Below are 16,707 nucleotides of genomic sequence, written 5' to 3' on the forward strand. Positions count from 1 at the left end.
GCTCCTTGACGGCCTGCTCGTGGCACTGGCGGGCGGGCAGGACGTCATGCGCCGGAGCGGTGACCAGCCGTCTTCGGGGCCGGGTCCGGCCCCGTTGCAGCGTACCGACGCGGGGACGCGATGCGGACGGCGAGGAGAACGGTGTCGTCCTCGGGGTGGGCCGGGGCGATGGTGTCGGCGAGGTGCTGCAGGACCTCGTCCAGGGGCGTCCGGGGGTCGGCCGCGGTCAGGTGGCGCGCCGCCCGGTCGATGGCGTCGTCGAGGTCGCCGCCGCGGTGCTCGACGAGCCCGTCCGTATAGAGCAGGAGGGTGCTGCCCGGGGCCAGGAGCCGGCTGTGCGTGCTCCGGGCCATCGCCGGCAGAGCGGGGTGCAGGAGCGGATCGTGGGCCTGGAGGCGCTGGGCGGGTTCGCCGGGACTGCCCGGGTGGACGAGGAGCGGGGGCGGGTGGCCGGCGTTGGTCCATGCGAACTGCCAGGACCCGTCGGGGCGGGGCGTGAAGTGGGCGTGGACGAGGGTGCCGCCGGTCGGTACGCCCAGGGTCCGGGACGCCGCGACGAGCGCCTCGACGGCGTGGTGCGGGGGCCGGCCGTGATGATCGTGGTCGGCCTGGCGGAGCATGCTGCGTACCTGCCCCATGACCGTCGCGGCCCTGATGTCGTGACCGGTGATGTCTCCCACGGTCACCGCCCACGTGCCGTCCGGGCCGGGCAGGGGGTAGAGGTCGTACCAGTCGCCGCCGACCATGTCCTCGTGGGCGGCCGGCCGGTACAGGGCGGCCGTTTCCAGACCGTGGACCTGGGGGAGGCCGGTGAGCATGGCCTCCTGGAGGCGGCGGGCGACCGACACCCGCTCGTCGAGGTAGACGGCGCGTGCCACGGCCCGAGCGGTGTAGTCGGCCAGGACGACGAGCAGGGCGCGTTCGGCCGCATCCACGACGTGCGGGGTGTCCCAGCCCAGCGCCAGCACTCCCAGCAGCCCCTCGGCGGCCGGCAGGGGCACACACACCAGCGTCTGCAGCCCCAGGGCGTCGAACCGGGCCACCGCCTCGGGCGCGTAATGGGACTGCAGGGCCCGGCGGTCGCGGATCACGACCGTTCGCCCCTCCCGCACCGCCCGGGCGTCCGGCCAGGCCGCCCCCGTCCCGTGCGCCTCGCCCTGTCCCGTCCAGGGCTCGCCGTTCCCGGGCCCCGCGACGACCTGCCGCAGCAGCCCGTCGTCTCCCACCATGACCAGGCCGACGTGCGAGGGCTTGAGGTCGCCACCCGCCAGCTCGCCCACGCGCGCGCAGACCTCCAGGATCCCCCGGGTGTCGCCCAGGTCCTCCGACGCCCGCAGGAGCAGCTGCGCGCGTGCCAGGAGGGACTCCATCCGGTCGGCCTCCGCCTCCGCGAGAGCCGCGGCCTCCTCGGCCTCCACCTGACTGCGCTGGGCCGCTTCGGACCGGTGGCGCAGGCGCATCTGGGCACTGCACGCGGCTGCCAGGTCGGCGAGGTCGCGCAGATCGCCCTCGTCCCAGACGCGGGGCGCGTCATCGGTGACGGCCAGTACGCCGAGCAGGGCCCCGTCCGGCCCGGCCATGGGAATGCCCGCGAAGGCGATCCCCCCGGCCGCGTCACCCGGCAGGGCCAAGGGGCCGCCGAGATCCGCCACCCGGCGGCACAGCGCGTCGGCGCGGGCATCGGAGGCGGCCGGGCCGGCGGGCCAGCGCTGGACGACCGCCGAGCCCCCGCTCTCCACCCACACGAGTCCCCGGGGTGCGGTGAGCAGGCGGGCAGCCAGACGTGCGAACCGGTTCACCACGAACCCCCTGCCGCCGAGGCCTGCCGTCCGGCACGCTGTCGCATCAAGCCTAAGGGCAGGACCAGCACGCCACGTGATCTTCCCTGCCGACGCATCGGGCACGGTCAGACGCGTTGGGCACGGTGGAGCAGGCCGCGCAGGCCGTGCGCCCGCAGGGCGGCCCGGGCGGCGTTGGCGCCGGGTGCGCCGTGGACGCCGCCGCCGGGGTGGGCGGCGGCAGAGGCGAGGTAGAGGCCCTTGACAGGGGTCTCGGGGCGGCCGGTGCCGGGGGTGGGGCGGAAGATCGCCTGTTGGTGGAGGGCGGTGGTGCCGTTGTTGACGGCGCCGCCCTGCAGGTTCTCGTTCATGGCCTGGAGGGTGGTGGGGGCCAGGATGCGGCGGGCGCCGATGAGCGCGCGGAAGCCGGGGGCGAACCGTTCCACCTGCGCTTCGACGCGGTCGGCCATGGCTTCCTGTTCGCGGGCGTCCCAGCGGCCGGTGATCCGGTCGGGTCCGGCGTCGGAGGTGATGTGCTGCGGGAGGTGGGTGTAGGCCCACGCCGATTCCGTGCCGGCCGGTGAGCGGCTGGGGTCCGCCGTGGTCATCTGGCCGAACAGGACGAACGGCTCGTCGGGGACCTGCCCCGTGGCGATCTGTGCGGCGAAGCGGGTGAGGCCGTCCACACCGTCGGCCACGTGGACGGTTCCCGCCCCGGCGGCCTGCGGTGCCGTCCACGGCACCGGTCCGGTCAGGGCCCAGTCGACCTTGAAGGTCGCGAAGTCCCACTGGAAGCGTTCCAGGTCCCGCAGGAGGCGGGACGGCAGGTGCTCCTCGCCGACGAGGTCCCGGTACAGGGCCGGTGCGGAGGTGTCGGCGAGCACCGCCCGCCGCGCGCTGACGGTTTCCCCGCCGGCCGTGACCACCCCGACCGCCGCGCCGCCGCGTACGACGACGGACGCGACGCGTTCCCCGCAGCGCAGGACGCCTCCGCGGCGGCGGAGGCGGTTCACGAGCGCCGCGGTCAGGGCGCCGGAGCCGCCGGCGGGGACCGGGAAGCCGTGGCTCTGGGCGAGCATCGACATCAGCCAGCCGAAACCACCGCTGCCCGTCGCCTCGGGGGCCAGGTCGGCGTGGAGGGCGTTGCCGGCCAGCAGCAGCCGTCCGGCCTCTCCCGTGAACTCCTCCTCGCCCAGGCGGCGCACGGGCAGGGCCAGCTTCCGGGCCAGCCGCAGCCCCCCGGCGGCGCGGAGCTTCGCGGCCAGCCGGAGCCCGGAGCGGACCGGGGGGAAGGGCGTGAACAGGGCTTGCACGAGGTCCGGTCCCACCCGGGCCCACGTCCGGTACAAGTTCTCCCAGGCGTCGGCGTCGGCAGCCGCAAAACAGGCCAGGCCGGCGCACGTGTCCTGCACCCGGCGCTCCAGCACCGCGCACCGGCCGTCCAGCAGCGGGTGGGCCAGCACGGCCGGGGCGTGGCTCCACCGCAGACCCTCCGCGGCCAGGTCGAGGCGGGCGAGGACCGGGGAGGCGGCGGCGAGCGGGTAGAAGGCGCTGAAGACGTCCGACACGTAGTCCGGGTGCACCCCGCGGTCACTGCGCACGGCCCCTCCCGGCTCCTCCTGCGCCTCCAGGACCTCCACGCTCCACCCGGCGTCGACCAACAGGTTGGCCGCCACCAGCCCGTTGGGTCCGGCCCCGATCACCACCGCGTCAGGCACGGGCGCTCCCGGCGCGGTCCTGCTCCACGAGCCCGGCCAGGCGCGCCAGCATGCCCCGGTGCCGCAACTGCAGGGCCGCCTCGATCACGGAATTGTGCAGCTTCCCGCCCAGGCCACGCAGCGGGTGCTCGTCGCACACGACGAGCGTCTCCTCGCCCCACGGCCGGAGCTGGAGGAAGATCCTCGCCGTGCCCAGGGCCTTGAACGACGCCTCCAGCTCCAGCTCCCGGCCCGTGTCCCGGTGCCGGACGGTCGTCACCCCGTCGGTGGACCACGGGCCCAGCCGCACCGTGTACCGCAGCCGGGAGCCCACCTGGGGCCATGCGTCGTCGAGCGGCGTGGAGCTGGAGGGCCCCACCACCCACTCGCCGTACAGGGACGGATCGCAGAGTACGGCCCACACCGCGGACGGGGGACGCCGGATGAGCTGGTGACGGACTGCCATGAGGGTGGTGCCTCCTGCCGGGGCGGTCTGTTCGCGACGCTGCCGCGGGGCAGCGCCCCGGGCACAGTCGTCGTCCTCGACGACGTGGCGTCACGGTCATGGTGCGCGTACCCCGATCGAGCCGCATCTCACGCGCACGGCTCGCGGATCCCTCCGTCGCGGGCGCCGGCCGGGCCGGCCCCAGGAGAGGCTCTCGTCCGGTACGGGCCGGAGGCCTGCCGGGTGTGGACCGCCGAGGGGCGCGCGGACACCCGAGCCGTCCCCCTGGCCGAGGACCAGCGGCACCGCCCGGCCGGCGCACGGCGCCGAACCTCTGGAGTTCCTCAAGCGGGGTTGGCCCGGCGAACGCGCGGGGGATCCCTCTGACACGGACCGCAGGGGACCGTAACGAGGGAGTGGGGGGCGGGGCCATGGAGATCCTGGTGGCCATCGGGTTCGTCGTCATCGTGCTGATCGTGGCGGCGACAGGAGGAGGCGGGGGGCCGTCGCGCAAGCGGCGGGGCCGGGGCTCGTGGGGCGGCGGCGGGGGCGGCGGCTCGTCCTGCGGCGGGGGCGGCGGTTGCGGAGGAGGCGGCGGAGGCGGCGGCGGAGGCGACTGACCCCGCGGGGGCCGGCGCGGCGGCGGTCAGGGCCGCGGCCACCCGCGGTTCAGCTGGACGGACCGAGCGGCGGCGCCGCCCCGTCGCCCCGTCCCTCGACCCCCTCGACCGCGCGGCGTGCCGTGAGCGCGCCGGTGGCCTCGCTGTCGGCCTCCGCCGCGTCGGCGAGGGCCTCGGCGGCGGCTTCCGCCGCTTTCGCCGCGTCTTTCGCGGCTTGGACGGCCAGGTCGTCGGAGGACGCCTCGCGGGTGGCCGCGGACTGGGGGAGTGCTTCGCTGAACGCGCGGGAGACGTTCTGGAGGGCCGAGGTGACCTCCCCGGGTATCACCCAGAAGGTGTTGCCCGGGCCCTGCGCCAGCTGGGGGAGCATCTGGAGGTACTGGTAGGCGAGCAGTTTGGGGTCGGGGTCGTTGCGGTGGACGGCCTGGAACACCTCGTCGATGGCCCGGGACTGGCCCTCCGCCCGGAGGATCTCGGCGGTCCGGTTGCCCTCGGCGCGCAGGACGGCGGACTGCTTGTCGCCTTCCGCGGTGAGGATCTGCGACTGCCGCTGCCCTTCGGCCCCGAGGATGGCGGCCCGCTTGTCCCGCTCGGCCCGCATCTGCTTCTCCATCGCGTCCTTGATGGACTGCGGCGGGTCGATGGCCTTGATCTCCACGCGGTTGACCCGGAGCCCCCACTTGCCGGTGGCCTCGTCGAGCACCCCGCGGAGCTGGTTGTTGATGGTGTCGCGCGAGGTCAGGGTCTTCTCCAGGTCCATGGACCCGACGACGTTGCGCAGCGTGGTGACGGTCAGCTGTTCCACCGCCTGGAGAAAGTTGGCGATCTCGTACGCCGCCGCACGCGGGTCGGTGACCTGGAAATACAGGACGGTGTCGATCTCGACGACCAGGTTGTCCTCCGTGATGACCGGCTGCGGTTTGAAGGAGACGACCTGCTCGCGCAGGTCGATCACCGGGTAGACGCGGTCGATGTAGGGGATGACGACGTTCAGTCCGGGATTCAGGGTGCGGTGGTAGCGGCCCAGCCGTTCGACGTTGCGCGCGCGGGCCTGGGGGACGATGCGGACCGCGCGGACCACGGTGAAGACCGCGAGGACCGCGACGAGCAGGCCGGCGATGAGGAACGCCGATACTTCCATGGCTCACTCCCGGGGGTAGACGAGTGCCGTGGTGCCCTTGATCTCGATGACATCGACGGTCGCGCCGGGAGGAATCACCAGCGTCTCGTCGTAGGCGCGGGCCGTCCACTCCTCACCGCCGATGCGCACCCTGCCGCCCAGGCCGGTCACCTCGGCGGTGACCAGGGCCGCCCCGCCGACCAGGGCCTCCACGCCGAAGCGCTCCCTCTGCGGCGGGGTGAGGCGGCGCAGGGCCGCGGGGCGCACGAACACCACGCCCGCCGTAGCGACCAGCGCGAACACCAGGAACTGCCCCGGAACGGGGAGTCCGACCGCCGCGAACCCGGCGGTGAGCAGCGCGGCGCCGCCGAGCAGCCCGAGCGCGGCGGTGAGGGTGAGGAGTTCCGCCACGCCCAGGAGCAGCGCGGCGATCAGCCACATCAGCCAGGGATCCATCGCTTACGCCTCCTGACACGGGAAGGAGAGCGCGGCATATAGCACTTTTCTCATGCTTTACCCGCTTTTGCCGGGAGGGAACCGGGCTCAGGTGCCGGGCCCTGTGGGTGGTTCCCCGCCACGGCCCGTGGGGGTCACCACCGCACCCCTGTGATTGCCGCAGGCACATGGCAGATCCTGGCGTGTGAGGGATCGAAGTCGGCGCCACCGGCCCACCGGCCCACCGGCCCACCGGCCCACCGTCGCCACGCTCGTCCCGGGTGCGGGGGCGTGCACGAGAATGGCGCCATGGATCTCACGCCGTATGTCCACAACCTCCGGCACGAGCTGGCGGTCGCCGCCGCGGCCGGCGGGGACGAAGCCCGCGCCCTGGCCGAGAGGCTGGCCGCGCCGCTGGACTCCGCCGTGCGGCTCATGCTGCTGAGCGCCCTGTCCGCCGCCATGGACGAGGTCACCCGCGACCTCGCCCCGGGCTCGGTCGACGTACGCCTGCGGGGTCTGGACCCCGCCTTCGTCGTGACGCCGCCACCGGCCCCGGAGCCGTACGGCGAAGCCCTTCCCGAGGCCCGCACCCCGCTGTCCGCGCCGGCTCCGCCCCTCGCGGCGGACGGTGACGAGGGCGGCACCGCGCGGATCAACCTCCGGCTGCCCGCCCACCTCAAGGCCCGAGCCGAGGAGGCAGCCGGCCGGGAGGGCCTGTCCGTCAACGCCTGGCTGGTCCGGGTGATGGCCGCCGCCCTGGAGCCGGTCGCACCCGAGCGCCCGTCCGGGGCGAGGCGGAGCCGTACCGGGGAGGGCTTCACCGGCTGGGCACGCTGACCGGCCACGGGCCGTCGCCGGTCAGCGTGCCGTGCGGGTGTCCGGACCTCCGGACGGGTGGCCGTCCGGGGTGCGCGGCTCGGGCAACCGGGTCCGCGCGCCGGGGCGGCCGCGTCACTGCTCCTGCGGTGGCTTGCCCTCCGCTGCGGACACCTCGACGAACTCGACGTGGCCCTTGGCATTGAGGCGCAGGATCGGGACGGCCTTGTTGCGCGGATTGCCGTTGTTCTGGAAGGAGATGAACCCGCTGGCCCCGGCCACCTGCTGGGTGCCGTCCATCTGGTGGAACATCCGGGCCACCGCGTCGCCGGCGACCTGCCCCTGCCAGCGGGCGGCCATCTGGATGCCGTGGGCCGCCGCCAGGACCGCGTCGTGACCCATCAGGGCCCCGCCGTCCTCGCGGGGGTCGTGCGGGAACCACTGGTCCAGCAGCCCGCCCGGCTGGAAGTTCTTCGCGGACGGAGCCGACACCGCCTGCGGCGCCGAGCGGTACATGTCGGGGTGGGACAGGCCCGTGTAGAGCACCTCGATGCCCGTCTCGGCGGCGTGGGCGAGCTGCTGCGCGCTCAGGTTGGTGGTGTCGTCCCCGGCGAACACGGTGAACTGCTGGTCGGTGCAACTGCGGTTGGACAGCGCGTCGAGGAAGCGGGTGAGGTGCTGGCCGCGGCCCGCGAAGTACACGAGCTGGGGACGCTGCTGGCACAACTGGCCCGGCATGTACCGCAGTTCGTTCTGCCATGCGCTGCTGACGGACGAGTCGTAGGTCATCCGCTCGGCGACGAGCCTGTGTTTGTCGCCCTCCTGGAAGGCCTTGGTGAAGGCGGTGCCGAGGGTGGAGGCGTAGAGGTTCCCCTCCGCCACGTCCTGGATGACGACGGCGGTGGCGACGCCGCGCCGCTTGAGGTAGCCGGCGGCCGCGTACGCCTCGTCCTCGTTGGTGGGGGCGACCCGGACGAAACCGTTGATGCCCTGGATGTTCGTGGCGGTCATGGTGGCGCCGACCATGGCGATGCCGTGTTCGGAGAAGCGCCGTATGGCCGACAGGTTCTCGTTCGTACTGGGGCCGAGGCCGGCCACCGCGACGAGCCGGTCCGGGGAGTCCTTGCGGGCGATCAGCTCGTCGACGGTGTGCTTCCACTGCGTGGACCTGGTGCCCGGATTGGCGATCAGCAGGCGGATCTTGGGGGAGGCGGAGAGGTCGCCCTGGTTGTGCCGGTACTGGGCGAGGTAGGCGCCCTGGAGCTCGTGCCGGACCCCCTCGGCGGAGTTGCTGTCCCCGGCGGTGGTCGTGAAGGACGTGAAGTAGGCGACGCTGACGTACGGTTCCTCGTCCGCGTTGGCCAGGACCCGGCGGTTCTCCTCCTCGATCTTCGCGCTGACACCGTCGAGGTGCGGTGCGAAGACGTAGGAGCCGTCGGTGACGCCGACGCACTCGTCGTCCGGGCCCTGCTCGACCACCCCGTCGGCGCACCTCGCCTGGCGTTCCTGCAGCCAGCCGACCCCCAGCCAGAGCGCCGCGACCAGGGCGACGGCGGCCGCCGAGCCGAGGGCGACGCGGCGCACGACGTGCAGGGGCCATTCGAGTCTGGGCACGCGCTCAGCCCTCCCAGCCCGCGGTCTGGGGATCGCGCCAGTGACGGTACCGCTCCGCCTCGTTGAACAGGGCCACGATGTCGTTCCTCCTCAGTTGGGACAGCTGCGTGCAGCCGTCGGCGATCAGGTCGCCCAGACGCATGGCGGGATCGGCGAGCGGATCGCTCCACACCCAGCGGGTGGTCACCAGGGTGTGGATGACGGACTCGGTGTCCATCACGCGGCCGGGCCGGCGCGGGACGAGCCCGGCGAGGAGCTCCAGGGGTCCGCTGTCGGCGGGGAGACGGTTCGGCGCGGAGGTGATCGCGTCGAACTCGGAGATCCACTGCGCGGCCGGTACCGCGGCGAAGCGCCGCGTCAGGTGTGCGGTGACCTCCTCGGTCCGCCCGCGGGCGAGCTGGTGGTACATCTCCTGCACCGGCTTGCCCTCGCCGCGGTAGTACTCCGCGAGGAGTTCGTGCACGGCGTCCCACCCGTCGGGGCGCGCGGCCAGCCGCCACAGGAGCAGCCGGCGCAGCCACGGGTGGAGTACGGGGACGACGGCGACGGGTCCGGTCAGCAGCCAGCGGGAGCGGATCTCACCGAAGAGGGAGTCGTCGGGGCTGAGCAGCCGCGTGCCGACGGAGAAGTCCCGGGCGGCGGCGCATTCGGCGAGGGCGGCGCGCTGGGTCCCGTCGAAATCGCGCAGGAGGTGGCCGAGGGCGGTGTCGGCCAGCGTGGCGGACTCCTCCCCGGTCCGCAGCGGCCGGTCGGGCAGCGTACGCAGCCACCGGTCCTGCTGGGGGCCCGAATCCGGCGGCGGCCCGGCCTGGCGCAGTACGTCGAGCACCTGGTGCACGGCGCGCGGCAGCCCGCCGGTGAGCCGGTGCACGAACGGGGTGAGGCGGGTCAGCGGGGCCAGGTCGCTGTTCCCGCCGAGCTGGAGCTCTATCCGGATCCGCACCTCGTCCAGGTTGAGGTCGCGCAGGCGCAGCGGGTACCACCAGGTGTCCTCGCTGTCACGGGTCGGCCGGTGGGCGTTCCAGTCGGCCAGGGAAGCCCGGTCGGGTCCGCGCAGCTGCCAGGGCCAGGAGTCCCCGGTGGCCGGGCCCCAGCGGGGCAGCCAGCGGTTGGAGCTGGCGACGACGGTCAGCGGGTCGCTGGTGTGACCGGCCACGACCGTCTCGTCGTGCCGGGAGCGCAGCAGCAGGTCGAGGAAGCGGCGGCCGTACTCGGTGTGGGAGTTGTCGAGGAGCAGCAGGTAGGAGCGGGGCATGAAGCTGCGGGCCGTGTTGCGCCTCAGGTCCTCCAGGAAGGCCGAGAAGAGGACGAGGTCGAGCCGCTCCTGTTCGTTCCCGTCGCCCTCGTGACGCCAGAGGTTCAGCTCCACGAGGGCTTCCATGGGGTCCGCGCTGCGGGTCATGGGGTGGCGTCCGTACCAGTGGGCCCCGGCGGTGAGCCGCCCGCCCAGCCTGCCGCCGAACAGGCCGGGCATGGTGCGCCGGCCGCGCCGCAGGGCGTCCTGGAAGAGCGCGTGGGCGGCGGTGGAGGCGCCTTCGGGCATGCCGACCGCACCCATGCCCACTTCGAAGAAGGCCGCCAGGTAGTCGCCGTGCCGCGCCTCGTTCTCCTCCTGGAACTGGTCCAGCCGGCGCTGCACCGCGCGCCGGCCCTCGGCGAGGCTGCGCATGCGCAACTCCTGGTCGGAGGCGAGCAGGCCGAGGCTGAGCAGCGGGAAGTGCGAGCGGCCGTAGCGGGGCAGCTTGCGTTCGAGCTGACGGGCCAGCAACCCCAGGGCGTAGCGCGGCAGCAGGGACTGGGCGCCGCCGAAGTTGACGAAGGCGAAGGGGTAGTCGGGCCCGAAGTGCTCCATGAGCGCGCTGTGCGCCTCGCTGGCACCGCTGCCCGCCGGGCCGAGGAGCATGGTCAGGGGCCGTTCGGCCGCCGGGTTCTCCTTCAGGCAGGCGTCGACCAGCGACAGGATGCCGCTGCGGCCCCGCAGGCCCATGCCCGTACCCGGCTCCCTCACGTGTGATCCCCCCCAGGACGACGCTTCCGAGGAGTAGAGCCTGCCATCCGGAGCCGGAGTCAGACAGGGGTTTCCGCCCCTTGGTTGGTTCCGGTCCGCCCGCAACTCCCGCTGCCGCAGCTGCGGCAGCGGGAGCGGGGCCGTCGTTCAGCGGGTGGCGAGGAGGGTGAGGGTGTCGATCACGCGGTTCGAGAAGCCCCACTCGTTGTCGTACCAGGCGACCACCTTGATGTGGCGGCCCTCGACGCGGGTGAGCGCCGAGTCGAAGATCGACGAGGCGGGGTTGCCCGTGATGTCGGAGGACACGAGCGGGTCGTCCGAGTACTCGAGCACGCCGGCCAGCGGCCCCTGCGCCGCGACGCGGTAGGCCTCCAGGACGTCCTCGCGCGACACGTCGCGGGCGACGGTCGTGTTCAGTTCGACGATCGAGCCCACCGGCACCGGTACGCGGATCGAGTCGCCCGACAGCTTGCCTTCGAGCTGCGGCAGCACGAGGCCGATCGCCTTAGCGGCGCCGGTCGACGTCGGCACGATGTTGACGCCTGCGGCGCGGGCGCGGCGGGGGTCGCGGTGCGGACCGTCCTGCAGGTTCTGCTCCTGCGTGTAGGCGTGCACCGTCGTCATGAAGCCGTGCTCGATGCCGGCGAGGTCGTCGAGCACGGCGGCCAGTGGCGCGAGCGCGTTCGTCGTGCAGGAGGCGTTCGAGACGATCGTGTGCAGGGCCGGGTCGTACGCGTCGGTGTTGACGCCGTACGCGAGCGTGACATCGGCGCCGTCCGACGGCGCACTGACCAGTACCTTCTTCGCGCCCGCCGTGATGTGGGCACGGGCGGCCCCGGCGGAGGTGAAGCGGCCGGTGGCTTCGAGCACGACGTCGATGCCGAGCTCGGCCCACGGCAGCTGCTCCGGCTCCCGCTCGGCGAGGACCGTGATGCGGCGGCCGTCCACGACGAGGGCGTTCCCGTCGACGGTCACCGGGCGGCCGAGACGGCCGGAGGTGCTGTCGTACGCGAGCAGCCGCGCGAGGGCGGCGGGCTCCGTGAGGTCGTTGACGGCGACGACCTCGAGGTCGCTGTCGCGTTCGAGGAGCGCGCGGAGCACGTTGCGGCCGATCCGGCCGAATCCGTTGATGGCGATGCGAGTCATGAGCGATGTCCCTTTCGTTCGCCCTCAGGTTCGCGCCCGGAGCCCGCCCGCGACAGCGGCGTGATCGCCATGGTTCAAAAGGATCTCGCCAGCGATGGCGCGCCGCCCAAGGACTATTCGCCCTGGGTGAAGGTGCGCCGGTACTCGGTCGGGGTGGTGCCGAGGATGCGCTGGAAGTGCGACCGCAGGTTCGCGCCGGTCCCGAGACCGACGTCGGCGGCGATCTGCTCGACGCCGCGCTGCGAGCGTTCGAGCAGTTCGCGGGCCACGTCGATCCGGGCGCGCATGACCCACTGCATCGGCGTGTACCCGGTGTCCTCGGCGAACCGCCGGGAGAACGTCCGCGGTGAGACCCCGGCGTGCCGGGCGAGTGCTTCGAGGGTGAGGGGTTCGCCGAGCCGGCGCAGCGCCCACTCGCGGGTGGCCGCGAACCGCTCGCCGAGCGGCTCGGGCACGCTGCGGGGCACGTACTGCGCCTGGCCGCCGCTGCGGTAGGGAGCCGCGACCAGACGCCGGGCCGCGTGGTTGGAGGCGGACACGCCGACGTCGCCCCGCAGGATGTGCAGGCACAGGTCGATGCCGGAGGCGGCGCCGGCCGACGTGAGGACGCTCCCCTCGTCGACGAACAGGACGTTCTCGTCGAGCCGCACGAGCGGATGCTTCGCCGCGAGGGCCCGGGCGTAGTGCCAGTGGGTCGTGGCGCGCTTGCCGTCGAGCAGCCCGGTGGCCGCGAGTGCGAACGCGCCCGTCGAGATGGCGGCGAGCCGCGCACCCCGGTCGTGGGCGGCGATCAGCGCGTCGATGACGTCCCGCGGCGGGTCGTCGCGGTCCGGGAACCGGTAGCCGGGCACGAAGACGATGTCGGCCCATGCGAGAGCCTCGAGCCCGTGGGTCACGTGGTACGACAGGCCGTCGCCGCCGGTCACGAGGCCGGGTGCCGCGCCGCACACCCGCACCTCGTAGGGCATGCTCGCCCGGGTCGTGAAGACCTGTGCGGGGATGCCCACGTCGAGCGGCTTCGCGCCTTCGAGGACGAGGACGGCGACGCGGTGGAGGCGGGAGGCTGGCACGGGGACGAGGGTACGCCGGGCCGGACCGGGTCCCCGTGCGGCCGCAGCCGGCGCCGAGCCGGACGCGCGGGGCCGACGCCTCCGCGAGGGGGGCGGCGGAAACCCGTCCTCCTCCTTCTTCGGTGTACCCAAGCCCCTTCCACAGCCGGAAAAGGGCCTATCGGGAGGTCTACGCGCGTCGGACCAATGGACCGCATGTGGGAAGACACCAGCGGCAAAAGCCTTCATCGGATCATCGACCACACATGCGCCGGGAGTGGAATCAATCACTCCAGCATCGGGAGAGAATTCCGGCCACCGGGCCACAGGGAATCCCCGGCCCGACGTGACATGAGCAGTAACGAGATCCATACCGAATCAGGGGAATGCACCCGTGCGACGAAGGATTTTCGGTACGGCCGCCACCGCGGCCGTGCTCGGCCTGCTGATACCGCTGTCCGGCTGCGGTCGTTGGGGCGGCGGCGCGGACGACAGCGGTTCGCTCCGCCTGGTCGCCGCCGAGTACGGCGACACCCGGGCCACCAGTTCCCAGGCCTACTGGGACAAGGTGACGGCCGATTTCACGGCCGCCACCCCCGGTGTCGAGGTCGAGGTCCAGCTCCTGCCGTGGTCCGACATCGACCGCGAGGTCTCCCGCATGGTCAAGGCGGGCAAGGCGCCGGACCTGGCGCTCATGGGCTCCTACTCGGACTTCGCTGCCGAGGGAAAGCTCTACTCCGCGGAAGAGCTCCTCTCGGTCGGCGCCGAGGCGAACTTCCTGCCGCCGCTCGCCGAGGCGGGTACCGTCAACAGCCGCCTCTACGGCCTGCCTTTCGTGGCGAGCAGCCGGCTCCTCTTCTACAACAAGGCCCTCTTCACCAAGGCCGGCATCGCCGAGCCGCCGAAGACCTGGTCCCAGCTCAAGGCCGCCGCGAAGGCGCTCAAGGACAAGGGCGTGCCGTACCCGTACGCCATGCCGCTGGGCCCGGAGGAGGCGCATGCGGAGGCGTTGATCTGGGAGGTCAGCAACGGCGGCGGGTACGCCGACAGCAGCGGCAACTACAGCCTGGACTCCGAGCAGAACGTCGAAACCTGGCAGTGGGTCAAGGACAACCTGGTCGCCCCCGGCCTGCTCGGTCCCACCCCGCCCGCCCGGCTCGACCGGGCCGACGCCTTCGCGGCCTTCCTGCGCGGTGAGGTCGGCATGCTCAACGGCTACCCCTCCCTCGCCCACCAGGCGGCGGCGAAGGGCATCGGTGTCGGCACCGTCGCCATGCCGGTGTCGGACTCGCTCGGCTCCGGTGAGAGCCCGCCGACCGTGGGCGTGGCCGACTGGATGGTCGCGTTCAAGCAGAACGGCAAGGGCGCGGAGATCGGCAGGTTCCTGGAATTCGTCTACCAGGACAAGAACCTGTCGGACTTCGCCGGCCGCTACCACCTGCTCCCGTCGACCGCCTCCGCCGCGCGCACTCCGGCAGGCGGCGGCCTCAGCCGGACCGACGAGGACTTCCTGGCCGCGCTGCGGACCGCCCGGCTCTACCCGGTGAACGACCCGACCTGGGTGACGGTCAGCGACACCGTCAAGCGCAACATCGGACGGGCCGTGGAACCGGGCGGCGACCCGAAGACCGTCCTGGAGGACATCGCCGCCAAGGCGGTCGCCGCAGGAAGGAACTGACGCCGGCCGTATGTGCCTCTCCATGAAATCGGACCCGGTATTCGTTTGATCCTCTGAAGATCGACGGAAATCCGGATGGGTCGCTCCACCCAGGGCAGCCGCCACATGACGCCCATCACCGCGGCCCCGCCTCACGGGCCGCACGCGAACCCGGAGGTACGCAGTGCCCAGTACGGCTCAGTTCCCGGCCACGCTGCCTGCCGGCCTGATGGCCCTGCCAGGCGTCTACCGGCCGCAGGCGGACACCGGACTCCTCGCCCAGGCGCTCGCCCAGGAGGACCTGCGCTCCCGCCCCGACGTCCTGGAGATCGGCACGGGCACCGGCGCCCTGGCCCTGCACGCCGCCTCCAGGGGAGCCCGCGTCACCGCAGTCGACGTGTCCTGGCCCGCGGTGGTGACCGCCCGGCTCAACGCCTGGCGCCACCGGCTCCCGCTGCGCGTCCTGCACGGCGACTTCGCGGCACGCACCGCGGGGCGCCGCTTCGACCTGGTCGTCGTCAACCCGCCGTACGTGCCCGCCCCGGGCCACCGGCTCCCGCCGCGCGGCGCGGAGCGGGCCTGGGACGCCGGCCCCGACGGGCGCGGGATCATCGACCGCATCTGCGCGGGCGCCCCGGCCCTGCTGCGGCGCGGCGGAGTCCTGCTGATGGTGCACTCGGGGATGTGCGGTGCCGAGGAGACCCTCCGCCGGCTGGGCGCGGCGGGTCTGACCGCGGAGGTCACCGCCACCGCGTCCGTACCGTGGGGCCCCGTCCTGCGGTCGCGCCGGGCCTGGCTGGAGCAGCAGGGCCTGGCGGCCGAGGCCGAGGAATGGGAAGAACTGGTGGTCATCCGTGCCCGGTACCTCTGACGGCTCCCCGCACCCGGCTCCCGCGGCCCCCGCCGCGGCGCGGGCCCGGCGGGTGTCCGTCGAACCGCAGGGCCCGGTGCTGGTCGAGGGCCCCGTCGAGGTCGTCCTGGACGACGGGACGGTGGCCCGCTCCGACCGCTTCATGGTCGCGCTGTGCACCTGCCGCCGCAGTCGCACGTACCCCTGGTGCGACACCAGCCACCGCCGTCGCGAGCGCACCGCGCCGCCGCCCGAGGACAGGAACGCGTGATGACCCCTCCCAGCCGGACCGCCACCGCCCCGGCAGGCGCCGTCGCCGGCCCGCGCCTCGTCGAGGGCCGCGGCGAGCTGTCGGGCGCCGTGACGCGCGCCCTGCGGTCGGGCACCCCACCGGTGTACGCGCCCGGGGCCGTCCTGAAGGCGGACCCGTGGGGCGAGGACCTGCAGCTCGCACTCCACCTGCTGTACGAACTCCACTACCGCGGCTTCGACGGCGTGGACGGCGAACGCGAATGGGATCCGGATCTGCTGCGGCTGCGCCAGGCCCTGGAGGCCCGCTTCCTGCACGCCCTGCGTACCGAACTGTCCGATGCCCCCCGGTCGGTCGAGGACGCCTTCGCCCCGCTGCTCGTCGAGCCCGTCGACCTCTCCGACAGCCTCAGTCACCGCCTGGAGACCGAGGGCGAGCTGTGGCAGTTGCGCGAGTACGCGGCCCTGCGCTCCCTCTACCACCTCAAGGAGGCGGACCCGCACGTCTGGGTGATCCCGCGGCTCACCGGGCGGGCCAAGGCCGCGATGGTGGCCATCGAGTACGACGAGTTCGGCGCCGGCCGCGCGGACCGCATCCATGCCAGGCTCTTCGCGGAGCTGATGACCGACCTCGGACTGGACCCGGCGTACGGCCGCTACCTCGACCAGGCCCCGGCGCCGCTGCTCGCGACCGTGAACCTGATGTCGCTCTTCGGACTGCACCGGGCGCTGCGCGGAGCGCTCGTCGGCCACTTCGCGTGCGTCGAGGTCACCTCGTCCCCCGGGTCCCGCCGCCTGGCCAGGGCGATGCGGCGCTGCGGAGCAGGCCCCGCGGCCGAACACTTCTACGCCGAGCACGTCGAGGCCGACGCCGTCCACGAGCAAGTGGTACGCCACGAGGTCATCGGAGGCCTCCTCGCGGACGAACCGGACCTGGAGGGGGACATCGCGTTCGGCTGCGCGGCGACCGTCCTGGTCGAGGACCGGCTCGCGGCCCACATCCGCGGGGCCTGGGAACGGGGCCGCAGCGCCTTGCGCACGGCCCTGCCGGAGCACTGAGGCCGGCCGGAGCACTGAGAGGTCCAGCAACGGGCGGCGAGGCCCCGCACGGGCGGGGGGGGGGGGGGGGGGGGCGGGGGGCCGCGCCCCCGAGAGGCGCGCGCGGGGCGCCGGCCCCCCCCACCCCCCCACCAGCACGAACGAGCCCCAACGCACGCTCT

The 16,707-nt window shown here is 73.5% G+C and carries 14 protein-coding genes; 5 read left to right on the forward strand and 9 right to left on the reverse strand.

Annotated features, from left to right (window positions below; all coding sequences use genetic code 11):
• Positions 1-44: 44 nt before the first annotated feature.
• From ACFWUZ_RS33940 to ACFWUZ_RS33960, 5 genes are all read right to left on the reverse strand, one after another.
• Positions 45-1,799: a PP2C family protein-serine/threonine phosphatase gene (locus ACFWUZ_RS33940; protein ID WP_384381599.1), complete on the reverse strand. Its 1,755-nt coding sequence runs from the start codon at positions 1,797-1,799 to the stop codon at positions 45-47.
• A 107-nt stretch (positions 1,800-1,906) separates the two neighbouring features.
• The gene (locus ACFWUZ_RS33945; RefSeq protein WP_384381600.1) at positions 1,907-3,496 is read right to left on the reverse strand and encodes a phytoene desaturase family protein; all 1,590 of its coding nucleotides are present in this window, start codon (positions 3,494-3,496) and stop codon (positions 1,907-1,909) included.
• Positions 3,489-3,941 carry an SRPBCC family protein gene (locus ACFWUZ_RS33950; RefSeq protein ID WP_384381602.1) on the reverse strand — a complete coding sequence of 151 codons (453 nt, stop codon included), beginning with the start codon at positions 3,939-3,941 and terminating at the stop codon, positions 3,489-3,491. The genes ACFWUZ_RS33945 and ACFWUZ_RS33950 overlap by 8 nt, the downstream gene beginning before the upstream one ends.
• 648 nt (positions 3,942-4,589) lie before the next feature.
• The gene (locus ACFWUZ_RS33955; RefSeq protein WP_384381604.1) at positions 4,590-5,681 is read right to left on the reverse strand and encodes an SPFH domain-containing protein; all 1,092 of its coding nucleotides are present in this window, start codon (positions 5,679-5,681) and stop codon (positions 4,590-4,592) included.
• A 3-nt stretch (positions 5,682-5,684) separates the two neighbouring features.
• Positions 5,685-6,116, reverse strand: a complete 432-nt coding sequence (locus tag ACFWUZ_RS33960; RefSeq protein WP_384381606.1) for an NfeD family protein — start codon at positions 6,114-6,116, stop codon at positions 5,685-5,687.
• A 288-nt stretch (positions 6,117-6,404) separates the two neighbouring features.
• On the opposite strand from ACFWUZ_RS33960, the gene ACFWUZ_RS33965 reads away from it, so the two are divergent.
• Positions 6,405-6,935, forward strand: coding sequence for a hypothetical protein (locus ACFWUZ_RS33965; protein ID WP_384381608.1), 531 nt, complete (start codon positions 6,405-6,407; stop codon positions 6,933-6,935).
• A gap of 114 nt (positions 6,936-7,049) precedes the next feature.
• Here ACFWUZ_RS33965 and ACFWUZ_RS33970 read toward each other — a convergent pair whose 3' ends face one another.
• The 4 genes from ACFWUZ_RS33970 to ACFWUZ_RS33985 form a co-directional block, all read right to left on the reverse strand.
• Positions 7,050-8,528 carry a branched-chain amino acid ABC transporter substrate-binding protein gene (locus tag ACFWUZ_RS33970; RefSeq protein WP_384381610.1) on the reverse strand — a complete coding sequence of 493 codons (1,479 nt, stop codon included), beginning with the start codon at positions 8,526-8,528 and terminating at the stop codon, positions 7,050-7,052.
• Between the two features lie 4 nt (positions 8,529-8,532).
• Entirely contained in the window at positions 8,533-10,536 is a 2,004-nt protein-coding gene (locus tag ACFWUZ_RS33975; RefSeq protein WP_384381612.1) for a hypothetical protein, read from the reverse strand.
• A 147-nt stretch (positions 10,537-10,683) separates the two neighbouring features.
• Positions 10,684-11,682, reverse strand: coding sequence for a type I glyceraldehyde-3-phosphate dehydrogenase (gene gap / locus ACFWUZ_RS33980; protein WP_384381614.1), 999 nt, complete (start codon positions 11,680-11,682; stop codon positions 10,684-10,686).
• Between the two features lie 113 nt (positions 11,683-11,795).
• Entirely contained in the window at positions 11,796-12,752 is a 957-nt protein-coding gene (locus ACFWUZ_RS33985) for a GlxA family transcriptional regulator (RefSeq protein ID WP_384381616.1), read from the reverse strand.
• Between the two features lie 373 nt (positions 12,753-13,125).
• Here ACFWUZ_RS33985 and ACFWUZ_RS33990 point away from each other — a divergent pair, with 373 nt between their 5' ends.
• The 4 genes from ACFWUZ_RS33990 (at position 13,126) to ACFWUZ_RS34005 (ending at position 16,546) form a co-directional block, all read left to right on the forward strand.
• Positions 13,126-14,409 (forward strand): extracellular solute-binding protein, encoded by a 1,284-nt coding sequence (locus ACFWUZ_RS33990; protein ID WP_384381618.1) that lies wholly within the window; start codon positions 13,126-13,128, stop codon positions 14,407-14,409.
• A gap of 208 nt (positions 14,410-14,617) precedes the next feature.
• A complete protein-coding gene (locus ACFWUZ_RS33995) occupies positions 14,618-15,259 on the forward strand; it encodes a HemK2/MTQ2 family protein methyltransferase (RefSeq protein ID WP_384381626.1) in 642 nt (213 codons plus the stop codon).
• Positions 15,243-15,509: a CDGSH iron-sulfur domain-containing protein gene (locus ACFWUZ_RS34000; RefSeq protein WP_384381620.1), complete on the forward strand. Its 267-nt coding sequence runs from the start codon at positions 15,243-15,245 to the stop codon at positions 15,507-15,509. The genes ACFWUZ_RS33995 and ACFWUZ_RS34000 overlap by 17 nt, the downstream gene beginning before the upstream one ends.
• Complete coding sequence (locus tag ACFWUZ_RS34005; RefSeq protein WP_384381622.1) at positions 15,509-16,546, forward strand: iron-containing redox enzyme family protein; 1,038 nt, start codon at positions 15,509-15,511, stop codon at positions 16,544-16,546. The genes ACFWUZ_RS34000 and ACFWUZ_RS34005 overlap by 1 nt, the downstream gene beginning before the upstream one ends.
• Positions 16,547-16,707: the final 161 nt, after the last annotated feature.

Source organism: Streptomyces sp. NPDC058646, from assembly GCF_042716875.1.
Classification (GTDB): domain Bacteria; phylum Actinomycetota; class Actinomycetes; order Streptomycetales; family Streptomycetaceae; genus Streptomyces.

Bases quoted from the DNA above. Each gene is read 5' to 3' on its own strand.
- ACFWUZ_RS33950 (WP_384381602.1), bottom strand. From the start codon at position 3,941: ATGGCAGTCCGTCACCAGCTCATCCGGCGTCCCCCGTCCGCGGTGTGG.
- ACFWUZ_RS33955 (WP_384381604.1), bottom strand. From the start codon at position 5,681: ATGGAAGTATCGGCGTTCCTCATCGCCGGCCTGCTCGTCGCGGTCCTC.
- ACFWUZ_RS33960 (WP_384381606.1), bottom strand. From the start codon at position 6,116: ATGGATCCCTGGCTGATGTGGCTGATCGCCGCGCTGCTCCTGGGCGTG.
- ACFWUZ_RS33965 (WP_384381608.1), top strand. From the start codon at position 6,405: ATGGATCTCACGCCGTATGTCCACAACCTCCGGCACGAGCTGGCGGTC.
- gap (WP_384381614.1), bottom strand. From the start codon at position 11,682: ATGACTCGCATCGCCATCAACGGATTCGGCCGGATCGGCCGCAACGTG.
- ACFWUZ_RS33995 (WP_384381626.1), top strand. From the start codon at position 14,618: ATGGCCCTGCCAGGCGTCTACCGGCCGCAGGCGGACACCGGACTCCTC.
- ACFWUZ_RS34005 (WP_384381622.1), top strand. From the start codon at position 15,509: ATGACCCCTCCCAGCCGGACCGCCACCGCCCCGGCAGGCGCCGTCGCC.